The following is a 21,298-nucleotide window of genomic DNA, read 5'->3' as shown; positions in this document are numbered from 1 at the left end:
ATCTCCGTCCTCTTTTCTTCTACTATATACTATTATTATAGCACTTTTTAATAGCAATTCAAGAAAGAAAAGGAAAAATCAATGTTATATTTTCTGACACAAAACTATAAAAATTTGCCTTTTTTTACTTTTTCTGATATAATGGGAAAATATTCGGAAAAGGAGACTAAAAATGAAGAAAAAATTTCTAGCATTTTTGCTAATTTTATTCCCAATTTTCTCATTAGGTATTGCGAAAGCAGAGACGATTAAGATTGTGTCTGATACCGCCTACGCACCTTTTGAGTTTAAAGATTCAGATCAAACTTATAAAGGAATTGATGTTGACATTATCAACAAAGTCGCTGAGATTAAAGGATGGAACATTCAGATGTCCTATCCTGGATTTGACGCAGCGGTCAATGCGGTTCAAGCTGGCCAAGCTGACGCTATCATGGCAGGAATGACAAAGACTAAAGAACGTGAAAAAGTTTTCACCATGTCTGATACTTACTATGATACAAAAGTTGTCATTGCAACTACAAAGGCACACAAGATTAGCAAGTACGACCAATTGTCTGGTAAAACTGTTGGTGTTAAAAACGGAACAGCCGCTCAACGTTTCCTTGAAACAATCAAAGATAAATACGGCTTCACTATTAAAACATTTGACACTAGTGATTTGATGAACAACAGCTTGAGTGCTGGTGCCATCGATGCCATGATGGATGACAAACCTGTTATCGAATATGCCATTAACCAAGGGCAAGACCTCCATATTGAAATGGATGGTGAAGCTGTAGGTAGCTTTGCTTTCGGTGTTAAAAAAGGAAGCAAATACGAGCACCTAGTTACTGAATTTAACCAAGCCTTGGCTGAAATGAAAAAAGATGGTAGTCTTGATAAAATCATCAAGAAATGGACTGCTTCATCATCTTCAGCAGTGCCAACTACAACTACTCTAGCAGGATTAAAAGCCATTCCTGTTAAAGCTAAATACATTATTGCCAGCGATTCTTCTTTTGCACCTTTTGTTTTCCAAAATTCAAGCAACCAATTTACTGGTATTGATATGGAATTGATTAAGGCAATCGCTAAAGACCAAGGCTTTGAAATTGAAATCAGCAACCCTGGTTTCGATGCAGCTATCAGTGCTGTCCAAGCTGGTCAAGCAGATGGTATCATTGCTGGTATGTCTGTCACAGATGCTCGTAAGGCAACTTTTGACTTCTCAGAATCATACTACACTGCTAATACTATCCTAGGTGTCAAAGAATCAAGCACCATTGCTTCTTATGAAGATTTGAAAGGGAAGACAGTCGGTGTTAAAAACGGAACTGCTTCTCAAACCTTCCTAACAGAAAATCAAAGCAAATACGGTTACAAAATCAAAACCTTCGCTGATGGTTCATCAATGTATGACAGTCTAAACACTGGTGCCATTGACGCCGTTATGGATGATGAGCCAGTCCTCAAATATTCTATCAGCCAAGGTCAAAAATTGAAAACACCAATCGCTGGAACTCCAATCGGTGAAACAGCATTTGCCGTTAAAAAAGGAGCAAATCCAGAATTGATTGAAATGTTCAACAACGGACTTGCAAACCTTAAAGCAAACGGTGAATTCCAAAAAATTCTTGACAAATACCTAGCTAGCGAATCATCAACAGCATCCACAAGCACTGTTGATGAAACAACTATCTGGGGCTTGCTTCAAAACAACTACAAACAACTCCTTAGCGGGCTTGGTATCACTCTTGCTCTAGCTCTTATCTCATTTGCTATTGCCATTGTCATTGGGATTATCTTCGGTATGTTTAGCGTTAGCCCATACAAATCTCTTCGCGTAATCTCTGAGATTTTCGTTGACGTTATCCGTGGTATTCCATTGATGATTCTTGCAGCCTTCATCTTCTGGGGAATTCCAAACTTCATCGAGTCTATCACAGGCCAACAAAGTCCAATTAACGACTTCGTAGCTGGTACTATTGCCCTATCACTCAATGCGGCTGCTTATATCGCTGAAATCGTTCGTGGTGGTATTCAGGCCGTTCCAGTTGGCCAAATGGAAGCCAGCCGAAGCTTGGGTATCTCTTATGGAAAAACCATGCGTAAGATTATCTTGCCACAAGCAACTAAATTGATGTTGCCAAACTTTGTTAACCAATTCGTTATCGCTCTTAAAGATACAACCATCGTATCTGCTATCGGTTTGGTTGAACTCTTCCAAACTGGTAAGATTATCATTGCCCGTAACTACCAAAGTTTCAAGATGTATGCAATTCTTGCTATCTTCTATCTTGTAATTATCACACTTTTGACTAGACTAGCGAAACGCTTAGAAAAGAGGATTCGTTAATGGCAAAATTAAAAATTGATGTAAATGATTTACACAAAAACTACGGAAAAAATGAAGTTTTAAAAGGAATTACGACTAAATTCTATGAAGGAGACGTTGTCTGTATCATCGGTCCTTCAGGTTCTGGTAAGTCAACCTTCCTCCGTAGCCTTAATCTTCTAGAAGAAGTTACGAGCGGTCACATCACTGTGAACGGCTATGATTTAACTGAAAAAACTACCAACGTTGACCACGTCCGTGAAAATATCGGAATGGTTTTCCAACACTTCAACCTTTTCCCACACATGTCTGTATTGGACAACATTACTTTTGCTCCTACTGAGCACAAGTTAATGACTAAGGAAGAAGCTGAGAAATTGGGAATGGAGTTGCTTGAAAAGGTTGGACTAGCAGATAAAGCTAATGCCAACCCAGATAGCCTATCAGGTGGTCAAAAACAACGTGTAGCCATCGCTCGTGGACTAGCAATGAATCCAGACATCATGCTCTTTGATGAACCAACTTCAGCCCTTGACCCTGAGATGGTTGGAGACGTACTAAACGTTATGAAGGAATTGGCTGAGCAAGGCATGACCATGATTATCGTAACCCATGAGATGGGATTTGCTCGTCAGGTTGCTAACCGCGTTATCTTTACTGCAGATGGCGAGTTCCTAGAAGACGGAACACCTGATCAAATCTTTGATAACCCACAGCACCCACGTCTGAAAGAGTTCTTGGACAAGGTCTTAAACGTCTAAACGCAAACTGTAAGGATTTCCTTGCAGTTTTTTTCTATCTCGTATTGGATTTTTTGATTTTTCGGAAAATTATGTTAGAATTAAGTTTATGAAATGAGGTTTCCTCATACCTAGCAAGACTAGGAATAAAAATAGAAATTAGGTAGCTAGATGTCATCTAAGGTTATTGTTACAATTTTTGGTGCGAGTGGAGACCTGGCTAAACGCAAGCTCTACCCTTCCCTTTTTAGACTATATAAATCCGGCAATCTTTCCAAGCACTTTGCCGTTATTGGAACTGCCCGTCGTCCTTGGAGCAAGGAATATTTTGAATCTGTTGTAGTCGAATCAATCCTTGATTTGGCAGATAGTACCGAACAGGCTCAAGAGTTTGCTAGTCACTTCTACTATCAAAGTCATGATGTCAATGATACAGAGCACTACATTGCTTTACGTCAATTGCAGGCTGAACTAAATGACAAGTACCAAGCTGAACACAACAAGCTCTTCTTCTTGTCTATGGCACCTCAGTTCTTTGGAACTATCGCAAAACACCTCAAGTCTGAAAACATTGTGGATGGTAAAGGTTTTGAACGCTTAATCGTTGAAAAACCATTTGGTACAGATTACGCAACTGCAAGCAAGTTAAATGACGAGCTCCTAGCAACATTTGACGAAGAACAAATTTTCCGTATTGACCATTATCTTGGTAAGGAAATGATCCAAAGCATCTTTGCAGTTCGCTTTGCAAACCTGATTTTTGAAAATGTTTGGAACAAAGACTTTATCGACAATGTTCAAATTACCTTTGCGGAGCGCTTGGGTGTAGAAGAACGTGGTGGCTACTATGACCAATCTGGTGCCCTCCGCGACATGGTACAAAACCATACACTGCAACTTCTTTCTCTCCTTGCTATGGACAAGCCAGCAAAATTCACAAAAGACGAGATTCGTGCTGAAAAGATTAAGGTCTTTAAAAACCTCTATCATCCAACAGATGAAGAGCTTAAAGAACACTTTATCCGTGGTCAATACCGCTCTGGTAAGATTGATGGTATGAAATACATCTCTTATCGTAGCGAACCAAATGTAAATCCAGAATCAACAACTGAAACCTTTGCATCTGGTGCCTTCTTTGTTGATAGTGAGCGATTCCGTGGTGTTCCTTTCTTCTTCCGTACTGGTAAACGTCTGACTGAAAAAGGAACTCATGTCAACATCGTCTTTAAACAAATGGATTCTATCTTTGGAGAACCACTTGCTCCAAACATTTTGACCATCTATATCCAACCAACAGAAGGCTTCTCTCTTAGCCTAAATGGGAAGCAAGTAGGAGAAGAATTTAACTTGGCTCCTAACTCACTTGATTACCGTACAGATGCGACCGCAACTGGTGCCTCTCCAGAGCCATACGAGAAATTGATTTATGATGTCCTAAATAACAACTCAACTAACTTTAGCCACTGGGATGAAGTTGGTGCGTCATGGAAGTTGATTGATCGTATCGAAGAGCTCTGGGCTGAAAATGGTGCCCCACTTCATGACTATAAAGCTGGAAGCATGGGACCTCAAGCCAGCTTTGACTTACTTGAAAAATTCGGTGCCAAATGGACTTGGCAGCCAGATATCGCCTATCGTCAAGATGGTCGTTTAGAATAAAAAAATTTCCTGCAAGTTTGTGCCTTGCAGGATTTTTGCTTCTGATTAGATTAAGCCTTCCAAGAGACCTTTCATAAAGTTTTCTGAGTTAAATTCTCCAATATCATCGATTTTTTCACCAAAACCAATCAATTTTACAGGAATATTGAGTTCTTCACGAATGGCTAGAACCACACCACCTCGAGCAGTTCCATCAATCTTAGTCAAGACAATTCCTGTTAAAGGAGTGATTTTTGAAAATTCTTTGGCCTGTACTAGGGCATTTTGACCTGTTGATGCATCAAGTGCCAAGAAGGTTTCATGCGGAGCTTCTGGCACAACACGTTTGATAATACGACCAATCTTCTCCAACTCAGCCATGAGGTTGTCCTTGTTTTGCAGACGACCTGCTGTATCAATCATGAGAATATCGATACCTTCAGCCACGGCACGTTCCATACCATCAAAGACCACACTGGCTGGGTCAGCCTTTTCAGGTCCAGTTACTACTGGAACATCTACACGACGGCCCCATTCAGCTAGCTGGGCTACCGCTCCTGCACGGAAGGTATCTGCCGCAACCAACATGACATTCTTACCAGCTTGTTTATAGCGGTGGGCTAGTTTCCCGATAGAAGTTGTTTTCCCGACACCATTAACCCCAACAAAGAGCATGACTGTCAAGCCATCTTGGAAGTGGATACTTTCATCATAGTTGCCATCCTTTTCATAAAGCTCAACCAATTTCTCAATGATGACACGGCGAAGTGCATCAGGTTTTTTGGCGTTTTCAAGCTTGGCTTCGTAGCGTAACTCCTCTGTTAAGTTAGAAGCGACCTGTACACCAACGTCACTCATGATCAGCAATTCTTCTAGTTCCTCGAAAAATTCCTCATCAACAGAGCGGAAATTGGCAAAGAAGGCATTCAAACGAGCACCAAATCCTGTGCGAGTTTTCTTAAGACTACGGTCATATTTTTCCTGAACAGTTTCTTCTTCTTGAGGAGTTTCTGCTTCAAGAACTTCAGAATTATTTTCTTCTACAGTCTCTAGGTGCTCAGGATTCTCTTCCACTGAGACTTCTTCTGAGTTTGGCAATTCTTCGACTTCTTCTTGAGAAACTTCTACAACTGGCTCTGAATCCTGACTCTCTTCAACTGTCTCTTGATTTTCCTCTTCTTGGAGCAGATCTTCTTCAGAACTTTCAACCTCTGCATCTTCTTGAGGAACTTCCTCAGCTTCTGTATCTTCAGATAAATCAAGATTTTCCAGAGCTTCTTTTACAACTTCTTCGATTTTATGTTCTTCTTTTTTTCCGAATAGACGGTCAAATAATCCCATATCTTAGTTCTCCTTTAGCACGTATTCTTCGATTGCCCAGGCTACAGCTTCCTCATCATTGGTCATTGGCGTCACTACATTTGCGACTGCCTTGACTTCAGGAACAGCGTTTTGCATGGCAACACCAAGCCCTGCCCATTCAACCATAGAAAGGTCATTGGCTTCATCACCACAGGCCATGACTTGGCTTTGATTGATTCCAAGATGGCTGATTAGTTTTGCCAAGCCTGTTGCTTTGTGAACATTCTTCGGTGACCACTCTAGCAACATTTCACGTGATTTAAAGATTTCATATTGGTCAAACAATTCTGGAGAAATCTTCTTAATAGCCGCATCCAAGGGTTCTTGAGGAAAGGCAGTCACGCACTTATTGTAAGTCATTTGACTAGATAGGTCTTCAAAGACCACTGGAACAAAGGTCAATGCTGGATTGAATTTGGCATAAAGACTTTCTTGATCGGATTGAATTTGATAAACAGTTCCTTCTGAGATAGCATCAAGAGGCAGTGATAATTTCTCTGTTTCCTCATACAAGCGTGCCACATCATCATATGAAAAGACTGTTTTATCAAGGATTTCACCTGTATTTTTCTGAACCAAACCACCATTAAAGGTAATGGTATACTCATCTTCTTGGTCGTCAGTCTCTAGCTCATGGAGAAAGAAATCCATAGCTTTTAAGGGACGACCAGTTGTCAATACGACCTTGATACCACGATCACGCGCAGCTTTCAGGGTTGCCTTGGTACGATCCGTCAGCTTTTTATCAGTAGTCAGCAAGGTCCCATCCAAGTCCAATGCAATCAATTTTATATCTGCCATTATAAGCCCTCCATGTAAGCTATAACCGACTGGTCTTTATGGTGACCAATCACTGTCTCTGCTAATTCTAAAATTTCTGGTCGTGCATTTTCAGGCGCTACAGGATGTCCCACAACCTGCATCATATGCCAATCATTTAGATTGTCTCCAAAAGCCATAACCTGATCCATTGTGATACCAAGTTTTTTAGCTAATTCAACAATAGCCACACCCTTATCGACATAGTCCAGAACAATATCAATGGATTCAAAGCCAGTTGTCATTGCCTTAACACCAGGAACATGTTCATTGACCCAAGCTTCCCCAGCTTCCAGCGTTTCTTCTGTGAAGTTGGTTGTAAATTTGAAAATGTCATCTGTAATATCTTCCAGACTCGCTACTTTTTGGATATTTTCATTATAGTGCTGACTCACTTTCAAATAGGTCTCATCAACCGTATCTAGCACATAAGAGCCTTTTTTCCCCGTCAAGAGCAATTTATTGATATCTACATAAGGTGACGTTTTCAGCTTTTCAAAAGTTGCTAGATAAAACTCACGAGACATAGTCGATTCATACAAGTCTTGACCTCGATATTCGACCAAACTGCCATTTTCCGCAATGAAAATAATATCATCACGAACATCAGCAAATAATTTTTCTAAGGATAGAAATCCGCGCCCCGAAGCCACTGCAAAATAAATCCCTTTTTCCTTATAGGAAACCAAGAGAGACTTGAGGCGGTCCATATCAAAGCGCCCATTCCCATCTAGGAAGGTTCCATCCATATCTGTTGCTACTAGTTTAATTGTCATCCTTCAATACTTTCTAAATCTTTTAACTTAACCGAAACAATTTTTGAGACACCTGATTCTTGCATGGTAACACCATAGATAGAATCCGCTGCAGCCATGGTTCCCTTGCGGTGGGTTACGACGATAAACTGACTATCCTTGTCAAATCGATTGAGGTAATCCCCAAAACGTTTAACATTGGCTTCATCCAGCGCAGCTTCCACCTCATCCAAGATGACAAATGGAATGGTCTTGACACGAATAATGGAGAAAAGCAAGGCAATAGCCGATAAAGCTTTTTCACCACCACTCATCAGATTAAGGGACTGGATTTTCTTACCTGGAGGTTGAACAGAAATCTCAACCCCAGCTGTCAGCAGGTCTCCTTCAGTCAAAATGAGGTCCGCCTGACCTCCACCAAACATCTGCTTGAAGGTCACTTTAAAGGACTCACGAATAGCTTCAAACGTTGATTTAAAGCGTTCCTTGACCTCATCATTCATCTCTGTGATGGTTTCAAGAAGCAGATTTTTCGCTGACAAAATGTCATCACGTTGGCTATTGAGGAAATCCAGACGGTTGTGGACTTCTTCGTACTGGGCAATAGCTTCCAAGTTGACAGGACCCAGTGAGCGAATAGCCTTCTCTAAATCCTGCACCTCTTGCTCTGCCAGATTGAGATTTTCTAACTCATGTGCTTTTTCTAGAGCCTCAGTATAGCTAATCTGGTACTGGTCTGTTAATTGACCTTGTAAATAGTGCAAGCGCTCGCTGACCTTTTCTTTCTTGGCTTCAGCACGTGTTTGCTTGCGAATCCACTCCTCATTCTGCTGGCGAGCCTGGTCCAAATGACTAGCAATATCATCCAGCTGACCTTCTATATCATCCAATTCAAACTGCTTGCGAATCAAACCTTGTTGGAGATTTGTTTTCTGGTTTTTGGCTTCTTCAGCCTGTTGACTGAGCAATTCTGTATCAACCTTCTCCAGATTATCAACCTTTTCTTGAAGAAGGCGTTGGATTTCCTCTTGCTCGATATTCAGATTATCCAATTCCTTGCCTAAACGTTCAATATCAGCAACTTCATAACGTTTTTGTCCTTGCAGTTCTGTCTTAAGCAGGCGAGCTTGCGCTACCTCTTCCTGCAAGTTTTGATAGCGTTCTTGGATGGCGTTTTTGTTGGACTTAATCTCTTCAATCTCAGCTTCCAGATTTTGCTTATCACTGGCGATTGTTGCAAGACGCTCTTGGCATTTTTCCTTATCTGCTTGCCAATCTCCTTCAGAAAGACGATCTAATTCCTCTTCTTGAAGTTTCCAAAGAGTTTCTAGCTCTTCAACTTGCTGACTGGTCTGCTGATAAGCAAGGGACAAGCCCTGCTCCTGAATACGAGCCTGCTCTCCTTGAGATTTGATGGCTTCTAATGATTCGGTCAATCTAGCCATCTGGTCTTGTAAGATCTTCAAACTCGCTTCATCTGAACGAAGACTTGCTTCTTCTTCAGCAATTTCTTTTTGTAATTGCTCCAGTTCTGGCTTGATGAAGATGCTATTGTTCTGACGATTGGCTCCACCTGCATAGGAACCACCTGTGCGTAACTCTGTACCGTCCAATGTCACCATACGAACCTGATAACGAACCTGGCGAGCAGCTGCACGCGCATGTTCTACGGTATCAAAAATAGCCGTCGTAGCTAGCAAGTTCTTGAAAATGGCTTCCAGTCTAGTATCAAATGTCACCAACTCATCTGCCATGCCCAGAAAACCTGAACTTGATGCGATAGTATCTTGGTTCTGACTTGAAATCGTACGAGCCTTGATTGTTGTCAAAGGAAGGAAGGTTGCACGACCGGCTCTGTTTCGTTTGAGGAAATCAATGGCCTTGGTTGCCGACTCTTCATCTTCTACGATGATATGCTGGCTACTTGCCCCTAAGGCAATCTCTAGGGCTGTTTGATAATGCACATCAAAGGTCAGGTGCTCACTGACTGCACCAATAATTCCACCAAGGCGGGCTTTTTCTTGGAGAACACTCTTAACACCTGCATAAAAGTTACTATGATTTCTCAGAATATTTTCCAAACTTTGGGCTCTAGCCTGCTTGTTTTTGAGACTATCCAGACGGTCAAAGAGTCGACTTTGTTGAGCTTGATAGGAAGTTTTCTGTTCCTCTTGCTCCTTGGCAATAGATTGATAGTCGGCCAATAATTTTTGAACCTGCTCCTTGGCAGTTTCAAGCTCTTCTTTTTGCTGACTAGCCTTCTCTTTAGCTGTAGCCAGCTGTTCTTTCAGCTTTTGTAGTTGATCTGCTTGTTTTTGAGAAAGCTGACGACTATTTTCCAACTCATTCTCGATGCGGGTGAGTTGGTTTGAGACATCCGCTTCTTCTTGTAAAAGAGCTACAAAGCGTTCACGCAAAAGCTCAATCATCTGATCAGGATCATCTGAAAAAGCTAGCAATTCAGCTTCTAAACGATTGAGTTTTTGATTATTTTGGACTAGATTTTCCTCTAAAAGGGCTAAAGAGCTTTCTTTATCAGATTTTTCTTGACTTAGTAAATTTCTCTTATCCTCCAAAGCAGCCAAACGAGCTTGTGCTTCCTGTTGATTCAGGGCTACTTGCTCAAATTCTAATTTCGATAGGGCTAATTTTCTCTCTAAATCACTAATCAGACTAGCCAAGTCCATCAAACTGCCCTGATCTTTGGTCATTTCAGCCTGTAAATCTTGGCGTTGCTTTTTAAGAGTATGATTTTCTTCCTCTAATTTTTCACGCTTTTGGTAATAACTAGTCAAGAGTTCCTGAACCTGCGCCAACTCTTCTTCTGTAGACTCTAGTTCAGCCTTATTTTCCTTGATTTGAGCAACCAGCACGTCTAAATAAATAGCCTTGCGTTGACCTTCCAAGTCTAAAAACTTACGAGCATTTTCAGCTTGCTTCTCAAGAGGCTTGATTTGATTGTCCAACTCATAGATAATATCCTCTAAACGATCCAGATTATCCTGAGTTTGTTGCAATTTGCTCTCTGTCTCTTTTCTACGAGTCTTGTATTTCAAAACACCTGCAGCTTCTTCAAAAATAGCTCGGCGTTCCTCAGGCTTAGAATTAAAAATCTCCTCAACCTTCCCTTGGGAAATGATAGAGAAGGAATCTCGTCCCAAACCTGTATCCAAGAAAAGATCATGAATATCACGCAGACGGACTTTCTTGCCGTCAATCTTATATTCGCTATCTCCACTACGATAGATATGGCGCTCTACCCTGATTTCTTGACCAGCATCCTTGATAAATCCGTCATGATTATCCAAAGTCACAACTACAGAAGCATAATTGAGCGGTTTGCGACTTTCTGTTCCGGCAAAGATGACATCCGGCATCTTGCCCCCACGGAGACTCTTAACACTTGACTCCCCCAAGGCCCAACGCAGACTTTCTGTAATATTAGACTTCCCAGAGCCATTGGGTCCAACAACTGCCGTCACACCTTGGTCAAAGACGACCTTGGTCTTATCAGCAAAAGACTTGAATCCCTGAATTTCGATTTCCTTTAAATACATGAATCCAGCCCTTTCTCAACGGCATTTTTAGCAGCTTCCTGCTCTGCTAATTTCTTAGAACGACCTTGACCTTGACCGATACTCGTACCCTCAACAAGAACTTCTACTTCAAAAACCTTATCGTGGGCAGGACCCGTTTCAGAAATTACCTGATAACGAATAGCCACATCGCCATTAACCTGAAGTAACTCTTGGAGATGGGTTTTGTAGTCTGTAATCATCTCAAATTCGCCTGCTTCAACCTTAGGAATCATGACTTGATAGATAAATTCCTTGACCTTGGCCACATCCTTGTCCAAAAGGAGGGCACCAAGAAAGGCTTCAAAGGCATCACCAAGAATGGTGTCACGATTGCGACCACCAGACTTCTCTTCCCCCTTACCCAGCTTGATAAACTGATCAAACTGGCAATCACGTGCAAAACCAGCCAAACTCTCCTCGCGGACAATCATGGCACGTAGTTTAGACAAGTCACCCTCAGGCTTTTTAGGATATTTTTTATACAGATATTCTGAAATCAATAATTGTAGAACAGCGTCTCCTAAAAATTCCAAGCGTTCATTGTGTGAAATTTTTAAGAGGCGGTGCTCATTGGCATAACTCGTATGAGTAAAGGCAGTTTCCAGTAAATTTTTGTCTGCAAATTCGATTGCAAAATGGTTCTTTAGTACAGTTTGTAATTCTTTCATACCAACCTCTTTCTAACTGATAACAGTCCTTTTTATTATATCAAAAAAAGCCCCCTGAGTCACTTTAAAACGGGACTGAAGGGGATTTGGGCATTCTTTAAAATGAGATTTTCAGTTTTTGGGTTAAACTTGGGGCAGAATAAAGAAAAAAGCCCTACCAAAGGCTTTTAAGGATGTTTACATCCACCCTGAGGGAATCGAACCCCCATCTCAAGAACCGGAATCTTACGTGATATCCATTACACTAAGGGTGGAAACTTGTTTTATTATAACAGAAATTTGCTCTAATAACAAGTTTTTTTCTAGACGGATAGCCCGTCTTAATGGGAAGCATCCCCATTCCAGATGGAGTTTTTCACGATAACATAATCAACGTGTTTAAGGTCAGCAACCTGACGTCCACCTGCATATGAAATAGCACTTTGAAGGTCTTGTTCCATCTCAGTTAAAGTGTCTTGCAGATGACCTTTGGCTGGAAGCAAGATGCGTTTGCCCTCCACGTTTTTATAAGCTCCTTTTTGATATTGTGAGGCTGAACCATAATATTCTTTGAATTGTTCACCATCGACTTCAATCGTTTTCCCTGGACTTTCAATATGTCCTGCAAAGAGGGAACCAATCATGACCATGCTAGCACCGAAGCGAATAGACTTGGCAATATCGCCATGAGTACGAATTCCTCCATCAGCGATAATCGGTTTACGTGCTGCCTTGGCACACCAACGTAGAGCAGCCAACTGCCAACCACCTGTACCAAAACCCGTCTTAACCTTGGTGATACAAACCTTACCAGGACCGATACCAACCTTAGTAGCATCCGCACCAGCATTTTCCAATTCACGCACCGCTTCTGGTGTTCCTACATTTCCAGCAATAACAAAAGTATCTGGCAATTCTTTCTTGATGTGTTGAATCATAGAAATCACGCTATCTGCATGACCATGAGCGATGTCAATCGTGATGTATTCCGGAGCATCAGCCTTGAGCTGGCTGACAAAATCATACTCATAATCCTTAACACCGACAGAGATAGAAGCAATGAGCCCTTGATCGTGCATGCGTTTAATAAAAGGAATGCGCCCTGCCTCATCAAAACGATGCATAATGTAGAAGTAACCACCTTTAGCCAGTTGCTCTGCTACATTTTCATCCAAAATCGTCTGCATATTAGCTGGCACAACAGGTAGTTTAAAGGTGTGATTTCCTAGAGTAACACTTGTATCAGCTTCTGCACGGCTTTTAATGACACATTTATTTGGAATCAATTGAATATCTTCGTAATCAAAAATTGGAAATTCATTTAACATATCGATGTCTCGTTTCTTTTGTAATGACCTACCTATGCTCTCGCATCACTACGCCTTTTTCCGACGTTTCCTTAATTAATTATAAATCAAAGTAAGGTTTTTGTCAAATAATTTTATAAATTAAAATATATTGTTCGGATTTTATTTTATAAATAACAAAAGAAAGAGGAGAAATTATTTTCTCCCCATTTCTCCTCTATCCTAATAATACTCTCCCTGACGATAGTCCCATGAGTTAAAGATATCTGACAAGTGCATCATAATCTTATCAATATCAAGCCCTTTGCGAATCACAACTGGAGCTGGTGAAGTTGAGCGTGCTCCTCCTTGTTCTGGGATGAGTTTGCCGTCCTTATCGACCATAGACACCATCACACCTTGCTCGTAGCGTGTTTCAATCGTTTTGTCAGGCTGGATAGATGCCACATAGTCGTCTGCTTCAATGACAAGATCCACTGCTCCTTCGATACGTTCTCCGATACCTTCTACCTTACCACGATTTCCTTTTCCAGATGGGTTTGCAGATGAAGCGTAGACCATTTTACCTTCTTCCCAAAGTTTGGCAGCTAATTGTTCACCAGCTTTCCCAAATTTGATAACGAAACAGCTCGTTCCACGCACATCAGTCATCAGTTCTTCACGACCATCACCGTATGATTTCAGTTTTTCAAAGGCTTCTGGTTTCCAAGGTAGGATACAACCAAGAAGAATATCTTCATCCCAATGTTTTTGGTAGAAGGCTTCAATTTCTGGGTTGAGTTGTGCTAAGGCGCGAAGCTCATCCATGCTACCGCAGAGAACAACACCTGGTTTGTTACGGTTACGCTCTTTAGCTGCGAACTTGCGCTCAAGTCCTGCCTTGTCGCTAGTCATAATAATGTAGCCAACTTTTGTAGGGCAAACGATACATCCGCCCTCACCTTTTAAAATCTCATAGCCTTCTTGTGAAAGTGTTCCGTTCCATTGAATGTGTTTTGTCATAGTTCTATTTCCTTTTCTATTTTTCTTCTAATCCTGCCAGTAGGCTGGTCGTTGTTTTTCATAAGCAGCAATCAAATCTTCATACTGCAAGGTAATACCGATATCATCCAAACCATTTAAGAGCTTGTGTTTCCACTCGCTATCGATTTCAAAAGTGAATTCTCCAATTGGTGAGATGATTTTTTGTTGTTCCAAGTCCACAGTTACCTGGTCACTTGGTTTTAGCTGGGCTAGTTTCTCTCTAACCTCTCTGGGCTGAACAATAGGTAACATGCCATTATTGAGTTCATTATTGTAATGAATATCACCGAAAGATCCTGCAATCACAACCTTAAAACCATAGTCAGCTAGAGCCCAAGCTGCATGTTCCCTTGAAGAGCCTGCGCCGAAGTTATCCCCTGAAATGAGAATACTGGCTTTGCGATATTCAGGTCGGTTAAAGACAAAGTCTGGATCCTCAGTATACTTATCGTCCAAATATCGCCAAGCATACATGAGGTACTTACCAAAGCCTTTTTTATCAATTAACTTGAGAAACTGCTTGGGTAGGATTTGGTCGGTGTCGATGTTATCATTCATGAGAGGAACGGTCGTTCCCGTATAAACTGTAAATTTCTCCATATCCTCTCCTTACTGGGCTTCTGGCATTTTCCGAACATCTACGAAACGCCCTGCGATAGCTGCCGCAGCTGCCATAGCTGGACTGCAGAGATGAGTCTTAGCACCAAAGCCCTGTCTGTCTTCAAAGTTGCGGTTGCTGGTTGAGGCGCAGTGAACGCCATCAGGTACCTTGTCAGGATTCATTCCTAGGCACATGGAGCAACCGGGATCTCTCCACTCAAAGCCAGCGTCTAGGAAAATCTTGTCCAAGCCCAACTTCTCAGCAGCTCGTTTGACAGGACGAGAGCCTGGAACTACGATAGCTGTTAGATTGGGGGATATTTTCTTCCCTTTGACAAATCGCGCAGCCAGTTGCAAGTCGCTGAGACGAGCATTTGTACAAGAGCCGATAAAGATATATCCTAGTTCAATATCCGCTGGCTTTTGACCTGGTTCCAAATCCATATAATTGTAGGCTCGTTCATCATTCATATCCTTAATTTCTGGGAAACTACTGTCAAAGTCAACCCCCATAGCAGGGTTGGTTCCCCAGGTCACCATAGGAGCAAGGTCTGAGACATCCATCTGGATAACCTTATCGTAAACAGCATTATCATCACTGACAATTGTTTTCCAATCCGCCACAGCCTCTTCAAAATCCTCTGGAACACATTCTAGTCCCTTGAGATAATCATAGGTGGTTTGATCCGGATTCATGATTCCCATCTTAGAACCAAACTCGATGGACATATTGCAGATGGTCATACGCTCTTCCATGCTCAGTGCATCAATCGCTTGTCCACGATATTCCACCACGTAGCCAACGCCGCAAGCAACGCCGTACTTGGCAATCAAGGCTAAAATGAAATCCTTAGAATAAACTCCTTTTTGAGGAACACCAGTGAATTCCACCAGCATTTTCTTGGGTTTGACCTGCCAGAGTGTCTGGGTAGCGAAGACATGCTCAACCTCACTGGTCCCAATTCCAAAAGCGATTGCTCCGAAAGCTCCGTGAGTTGCTGTATGACTATCCCCACAGACGATAAATTTCCCTGGTTGGGTTCTTCCTGTTTCTGGACCAACCATATGAACAATCCCCTGCTTTTCAGAACCGTGGGCCGCATGTTCAATCCCAAACTCCTCAACATTTTCAGCCAGCTTATCAATTTGAGCCTTGGAAATTACATCTCGAATATCGTAGATATTGACTGTCGGGACATTGTGGTCAAAGGTTCCAAATGTCAAGTCTGGTCGTCTCAATCTGCGTCCTGCATCTCGTAATCCTTGAAAAGCCTGAGGACTGGTCACCTCGTGGATATAGTGCTGATCCACATACATGAGTTGCGGCTGCCCCTCTTCTCCTGTGATGACATGACGGTCCCATAATTTATCAAAAATCGATTTTCCTGCCATCCATTACCTCCAAATAAAATATAAGGCTACTATTGTGGACACCATCCCGAGAAACCAAACTGTTTTAAAATACCATTTTCGAGTCTTGTGATGAAAGATGATTCCTGCTAACCAGGCCCCAAAACCACCAAAAGTAAAGGCTAAAATTAGTAAGATTTTCTCTGGGATGCGCCAAACTCTTCTCCTTGCCTTGGATTTGTCAATACCATAAATCAAGAAAACCATGACATTCCAAATCAAAAGGACTAGAGTAATTCTTTCGTCTAACTTCATAACCTTGCAATAATAGCTTCTGTCATTTCCTTAGTCGAAGCCTGTCCACCTATATCTCTTGTTAAAATGCCAGCCGCTAAACTAGCTTCAACAGCACGCTCAATACGCTCTGCATCCTCATAACGACCAAAACTATCTCTCAACATCATGGCCACTGATAAAATCATGGAGATAGGATTTGCAATGCCTTGACCAGCAATATCAGGAGCTGAACCGTGAATAGGTTCATAGAGACTTGGACCTTTTTCAGAATGACTGGCTGATGGCATGACTCCAAGTGTACCAGATAGAACACTTGATTCATCAGATAAGATATCTCCGAAAAGATTTTCTGTCACGATGACATCAAACTTAGCAGGATTGGTAATCATAAGCATGGCAGCTGAGTCCACTAACTGGTGTTCCAAGGTCACATCTGGGAAATCCTGTGCGACCTTCTCAGCTACTCTTCGCCAGAGTTTTGATGTCGCCAACACATTTTGCTTATCGATACTAGTAACGATTTTTCTGCGATTTCTTGCAATTTCAAAGGCTTTGCGAACAATCCTCTCCACTTCCTCATAGCTATAGTCGTTGATATCACGCGCTTTGCGCTCTTCAAGAATATGATCTCCAAAGTAAATCCCGCCTGTCAACTCACGCACCACGACAAAGTCTACACCAGCAATTCGTTCCGGTTTGAGTGGTGACAAATGCTTGAGACTGTCAAAGATTTTTACAGGGCGAATATTAGCGTAAAGATTGAGTTCCTTACGGAGAGCCAGCAAGCCTTGTTCAGGCCGAACCGTTGCACTATCATACCGGGGACTACCGATAGCCGCTAGGAGAATGGCATCTGCTTCTCTACTTGCCTTGAGGGTTTCATCAGGTAAGGGATGCCCTGCAGTATCAATACCTGCACCTCCAAAAGGTCGTCTGTCTATTTCATAGACAAAGCCTGTTTTTTTAGCTAGAGCCTCCAGAACTTCTAAACCAGCCTCCATGATTTCTGGGCCAATTCCGTCCCCTGCTAGAGCTACTATTTTCTTTGTCATAGCCTTCTCCTTTACACACTAGGCATGTCGCGATAGGAAACGCTACGTCCCATCTCACCAGCATTCTCTTTTTGAACAAAGGTATTAGCATTGATGTAAGCAATAGCCGAAGCCTTCAACACATCGAAATCAAGACCTGCTGCATTAAATATGGTTTCTGTATCTCTGTTTTCAACAGTGACCAAGACCCGAGCCTGGGCATCAATTCCATCTGTCACAGCATCAATGGTATAGGACACCAAACGGACAGATTGGTTAAAGAACTTATCGATAGCGTTGAAGATTGCTTCAACGGAACCTTGCCCTGTCGCATTAAATTCGACTTTCTCACCATCCATATTAGCCAGGCTAACAAGCGCTTCAATGTCATTATCTGCATGAGTTTGAAGTTGTAAATCATCAAAGTGGAATCCTTCAGGGTTTTCAACCATGGTTCCAGCTACCAGAGCACGAATATCTGCATCTGTGATTTCTTGTTTCTTGTCGGCCAGTGCCTTGAACTTAGCAAAGAGTGGTTTGATATCCTCTTCTGTAAAGTCTAGGGCCAGTTCTCTTAGTTTCTCGACAAAGGCATGGCGACCAGACAATTTTCCAAGTGGGAGGCTATTACTCTTGACACCGACCAATTCAGGAGTGATGATTTCATAGGTAAGAGGATTTTTAAGGACTCCGTCTTGGTGAATACCAGATTCGTGAGAAAAGGCATTGCCACCAACCACAGCCTTGTTTTTAGGAACTGGAATTCCTGAGAAGCGAGAAACCATTTCTGACGTATTGATGGTTTCATTTAAAACAATACTAGTTTCTGCTTGATAGTAATCTTGGCGAATATTGAGAGCCACTGCTATTTCTTCCAAAGCAGCATTTCCAGCTCGCTCACCAATACCGTTGATAGTTCCTTCGACACGTCCTGCCCCATTCTTGACAGCAGCAAGGCTATTAGCCACTGCCATTCCAAGATCATCATGACAGTGAGGCGAATAGATGATCTGACGATCCGTCTTGACATTCTCAATCAGGTATTTGAAGATGGCACCATATTCCTCTGGTGTGGTAAATCCTACCGTATCAGGAATATTGATATAAGACGCCCCTGCATCAACCGCTGTTTGAACAACTTGCAAGAGGAAATCCAACTCTGTTCTGGTCGCATCTTCAGGAGAGAATTCGACCACTTCAAACTTAGAACGGGCATAAGAAACATGCTCCTTAATAGCTTCCAAAATCTCTTCCTTGCTCTTATTGAGCTTATACTTACGATGAATCGGACTGGTAGCGATAAAGACGTGAACCTGTGGATACTTGGCATCCTTGAGGGCCTCGTAACAAGCATCAATATCAGACTTGACCGAACGTGCCAAACCAGTCACCGCTGTTTTCTTCAAGACCTTAGCAATCTCCTGCACTGCTGTGAATGAATCAGGACTCGCCGCTGGAAAACCAGCTTCTATGGCTGAAATGCCCCATTTCTCCAGCTGTCTTGCAATGGCAATTTTTTCCTTGATTGAAAAATTAACACCAGGTGTCTGTTCTCCATCCCGAAGGCTGGTATCTAGAAATTCAACTGTTCTCATAAGATTTCCCCTTTTCCAAATGTGGTTTTTAAAAAAACATCTCGCTTAGAAGTCCAAGCGAGATGTTGATTCACTCCCGCTTGGTAAGCCAAACAGGACTAATGCTTTTTGCACTAGCCCGAGTACCTCAACAACAAAGCAAATTGATTAAACTTAGCTGTTTTCATGTTTGACTTTCTCCTTCGTTTGATATCTTGTTTAGTATTTTAGCATAGGCAAAAGCACTTGTCAAGAAAAAATCAAATATTTTCTGAAAATTTCTTCAGTATAGAATATTTAGCTAATTGAAAATTATTGAAATGTTTCATTTTTTAGAAGTTAAGTTCCAACTTTTTTCTATCAATTCTAGTACTTCTTCATCTGATAAAGTATCATCAAGCGCCACACTAATCCAGTAACGTTTATTCATATGAAAAGCTGGATAAATGCCCTTTTGTGAAAGCAGATCCACTACTTGATCATGTTTGAGGTTGACTGCTTCGACTAAACCTTCTCTACCCTTTTCCAGCTTATCCCAAGAGATTTTCATCAAAACAGCATACCATTTTTTATTGCCTTCATGTCTTAACACTGCCGTATCAGGTGATTTTCCCCACAGATACTCCAACTGATTACCATACTTTTCCTGAATCTGAGCCATGATACGCTTAGTCTGAGGACAGATAAAATCCTGTACCTCAAAACAAGCCTTCCGAATCTGGTAGAGAATCTCCAGACAAGCATCACGGACACTTGCAACAAAACTTCCTGTCATACTTTCCATATGAACTTGAGGATAGAGGTCGCCCGTTTCCTGATCAAAGACCTGAAAACTCACATTATCAGCAGTTATGGAGACTGTCATGACAAAGTCACCCTGCAAAATCTGGCAACTATAAGTCCAGACTTCCCCATTTTTTACAAAACCATAGGCACGAGCCTTTTCTTGATTAAACTGATAAGATTTAAAAATTTCAAACATAAGTGAAAACTGCTACCCAAAGCTAGCAGTTCCTTTCTATTTTTTAAAAGACAACCTTGGTTCCGTGCAATTGTGTCACACCTAGCTGGTCGATAAAGGTTTGACGGTTGTCCAAGTCAATTCCCCCACCTGGTAAAATTTCAATTTTACCTTTAGCATGCTCCAAAATTCTGTGATAGTGAGCAAAACGTTTTTCTAAGGAGTCGCCAGACACACCCGCACGAGTCAGGATACGAGTGACACCGGCTTGGCTGAGCCAGTCAATAGCTTCTAACTGGTCTTCTTCGCTCAATTCATCAAAGGCCATATGAAAAACAATTTCCATTCCTTTTGATGCAGCAATTAACTTCTCTAGATTAGCCTTATCCAACTTCTTATCAGCAGTTAAAGCCCCAAATACAACTCCTTGACTGCCAGATTGAGCAGTCAAACGAATGTCTTCTAGCATAATAGCAATTTCTAGGTCATTATAGACAAAGTCGCCACCACGTGGACGAATCATGGTCATGATGGTCGTATCATAGTTAGCTGCCAGTTCAACCGCTACCTTGGTCACTCCATAGCTTGGTGTTGTTCCTCCCACTGCTAGATTGTCACAAAGTTCGATTCGACGAGCTCCAGCCTGCATCGCTTTTTCAAGTAAGGTCACATTTTCAGCACAAAATTCGTAAATCATTTAATTCTCCTTGAGTATTACTTTGAATTTATTATATCATATTGTTGTAAATATGCTTTCAATTTTATCAAGGGAAATAGTTACAAATTTTACTTATTCTTTGTCTGGAATGACCTTGAAGAGATAATAGGTAATAAAGATGGTCAAGGCTCCTAGACCGATTTTGACCGGTAAAAGAGGGGCAAAATAAATAGAAATCCCCATCAAGATGTAGATGGATACGATGATTTTTTTCTTACGTTCACGCGCAATAGACCTAGTCTCGCGAAAATCAGCTACATATGCTTGATAGAGCTTGGTATGATACAACCAATTTTCGAAGCGCTTGGAACTTCTGGAGAAACAAGCAATAGACAACAAAAGAAAAGGCGTTGTCGGCAACAAGGGTAAAACAACCCCAATAATAGCCAAGGCCAGTGATAAAAAACCAATAATTAGATAGATAATACGCATAACTTCTCCTAGTTAATACTCTTCGAAAATCTCTTCAAACCGCGTCAACGTCGCCTTGACGTAGGTATGGTTCCTGACTTCGTCAGTCTTATCTGCAACCTCAAAGCAGTGCTTTGAGCAACCTGCGGCTAGTTTCCTAGTTTGCTCTT

Annotated in this window: 18 protein-coding genes and 1 tRNA gene; 3 read left to right on the top strand and 16 right to left on the bottom strand. The window is 41.6% G+C overall.

The window, feature by feature from the left end; all coding sequences use genetic code 11:
- Nucleotides 1–172 precede the first annotated feature (172 nt).
- The 3 genes from ADI58_RS09635 to zwf all read left to right on the top strand — a co-directional run bounded on the left by ADI58_RS09635 (nucleotide 173) and on the right by zwf (nucleotide 4,716).
- Nucleotides 173–2,338, top strand: coding sequence for an ABC transporter substrate-binding protein/permease (locus ADI58_RS09635; protein WP_049522442.1), 2,166 nt, complete (start codon nucleotides 173–175; stop codon nucleotides 2,336–2,338).
- A complete protein-coding gene (locus tag ADI58_RS09630; protein ID WP_049522441.1) occupies nucleotides 2,338–3,078 on the top strand; it encodes an amino acid ABC transporter ATP-binding protein in 741 nt (246 codons plus the stop codon). Before ADI58_RS09635 ends, ADI58_RS09630 begins: the two co-directional genes overlap by 1 nt.
- Before the next feature lie 150 nt (nucleotides 3,079–3,228).
- Entirely contained in the window at nucleotides 3,229–4,716 is a 1,488-nt protein-coding gene (zwf, locus tag ADI58_RS09625) for a glucose-6-phosphate dehydrogenase (protein WP_049522440.1), read from the top strand.
- 45 nt (nucleotides 4,717–4,761) lie between these two features.
- On the opposite strand, the gene ftsY is transcribed toward zwf, so the two are convergent.
- From ftsY to ADI58_RS09545, 16 genes are all read right to left on the bottom strand, one after another.
- Nucleotides 4,762–6,036, bottom strand: a complete 1,275-nt coding sequence (ftsY, locus tag ADI58_RS09620; protein ID WP_049522439.1) for a signal recognition particle-docking protein FtsY — start codon at nucleotides 6,034–6,036, stop codon at nucleotides 4,762–4,764.
- Between the two features lie 3 nt (nucleotides 6,037–6,039).
- A complete protein-coding gene (locus ADI58_RS09615; RefSeq protein WP_049522438.1) occupies nucleotides 6,040–6,858 on the bottom strand; it encodes a Cof-type HAD-IIB family hydrolase in 819 nt (272 codons plus the stop codon).
- The gene (locus tag ADI58_RS09610) at nucleotides 6,858–7,652 is read right to left on the bottom strand and encodes a Cof-type HAD-IIB family hydrolase (protein WP_049522437.1); all 795 of its coding nucleotides are present in this window, start codon (nucleotides 7,650–7,652) and stop codon (nucleotides 6,858–6,860) included. The genes ADI58_RS09615 and ADI58_RS09610 overlap by 1 nt, the downstream gene beginning before the upstream one ends.
- The gene (gene smc, locus ADI58_RS09605) at nucleotides 7,649–11,188 is read right to left on the bottom strand and encodes a chromosome segregation protein SMC (protein ID WP_049522436.1); all 3,540 of its coding nucleotides are present in this window, start codon (nucleotides 11,186–11,188) and stop codon (nucleotides 7,649–7,651) included. The genes ADI58_RS09610 and smc overlap by 4 nt, the downstream gene beginning before the upstream one ends.
- Nucleotides 11,179–11,877 (bottom strand): ribonuclease III, encoded by a 699-nt coding sequence (rnc, locus tag ADI58_RS09600; RefSeq protein WP_049522435.1) that lies wholly within the window; start codon nucleotides 11,875–11,877, stop codon nucleotides 11,179–11,181. The genes smc and rnc overlap by 10 nt, the downstream gene beginning before the upstream one ends.
- A gap of 182 nt (nucleotides 11,878–12,059) precedes the next feature.
- Nucleotides 12,060–12,131 (bottom strand) — tRNA-Arg (locus tag ADI58_RS09595).
- Between the two features lie 66 nt (nucleotides 12,132–12,197).
- Nucleotides 12,198–13,184 (bottom strand): GMP reductase, encoded by a 987-nt coding sequence (locus tag ADI58_RS09590; protein ID WP_000931164.1) that lies wholly within the window; start codon nucleotides 13,182–13,184, stop codon nucleotides 12,198–12,200.
- A gap of 201 nt (nucleotides 13,185–13,385) precedes the next feature.
- The gene (locus tag ADI58_RS09585) at nucleotides 13,386–14,165 is read right to left on the bottom strand and encodes an L-threonylcarbamoyladenylate synthase (protein ID WP_049522434.1); all 780 of its coding nucleotides are present in this window, start codon (nucleotides 14,163–14,165) and stop codon (nucleotides 13,386–13,388) included.
- A 27-nt stretch (nucleotides 14,166–14,192) separates the two neighbouring features.
- Nucleotides 14,193–14,786 carry a 3-isopropylmalate dehydratase small subunit gene (leuD, locus tag ADI58_RS09580; RefSeq protein WP_033681709.1) on the bottom strand — a complete coding sequence of 198 codons (594 nt, stop codon included), beginning with the start codon at nucleotides 14,784–14,786 and terminating at the stop codon, nucleotides 14,193–14,195.
- 9 nt (nucleotides 14,787–14,795) lie between these two features.
- Entirely contained in the window at nucleotides 14,796–16,178 is a 1,383-nt protein-coding gene (gene leuC / locus ADI58_RS09575) for a 3-isopropylmalate dehydratase large subunit (protein WP_049522433.1), read from the bottom strand.
- A gap of 3 nt (nucleotides 16,179–16,181) precedes the next feature.
- Nucleotides 16,182–16,451, bottom strand: coding sequence for a DUF1294 domain-containing protein (locus tag ADI58_RS09570; protein ID WP_049522432.1), 270 nt, complete (start codon nucleotides 16,449–16,451; stop codon nucleotides 16,182–16,184).
- On the bottom strand, nucleotides 16,448–17,485 hold the full coding sequence (leuB, locus tag ADI58_RS09565; RefSeq protein ID WP_049522431.1) for a 3-isopropylmalate dehydrogenase: 1,038 nt from the start codon (nucleotides 17,483–17,485) through the stop codon (nucleotides 16,448–16,450). Before leuB ends, ADI58_RS09570 begins: the two co-directional genes overlap by 4 nt.
- An 11-nt stretch (nucleotides 17,486–17,496) precedes the next feature.
- The gene (locus ADI58_RS09560; RefSeq protein ID WP_033677351.1) at nucleotides 17,497–19,059 is read right to left on the bottom strand and encodes a 2-isopropylmalate synthase; all 1,563 of its coding nucleotides are present in this window, start codon (nucleotides 19,057–19,059) and stop codon (nucleotides 17,497–17,499) included.
- A gap of 304 nt (nucleotides 19,060–19,363) precedes the next feature.
- A complete protein-coding gene (locus ADI58_RS09555; protein WP_049522430.1) occupies nucleotides 19,364–20,020 on the bottom strand; it encodes an MmcQ/YjbR family DNA-binding protein in 657 nt (218 codons plus the stop codon).
- Between the two features lie 43 nt (nucleotides 20,021–20,063).
- Nucleotides 20,064–20,696: a copper homeostasis protein CutC gene (locus tag ADI58_RS09550; protein ID WP_049522429.1), complete on the bottom strand. Its 633-nt coding sequence runs from the start codon at nucleotides 20,694–20,696 to the stop codon at nucleotides 20,064–20,066.
- 93 nt (nucleotides 20,697–20,789) lie between these two features.
- Nucleotides 20,790–21,149 carry a YbaN family protein gene (locus ADI58_RS09545; protein ID WP_049522428.1) on the bottom strand — a complete coding sequence of 120 codons (360 nt, stop codon included), beginning with the start codon at nucleotides 21,147–21,149 and terminating at the stop codon, nucleotides 20,790–20,792.
- Between the last annotated feature and the right edge of the window lie 149 nt (nucleotides 21,150–21,298).

This window comes from Streptococcus mitis (genome assembly GCF_001074635.1).
Classification (GTDB): Bacteria; Bacillota; Bacilli; order Lactobacillales; family Streptococcaceae; genus Streptococcus; species Streptococcus mitis_E.
This window is presented reverse-complemented; position numbering and strand designations above follow the sequence as displayed.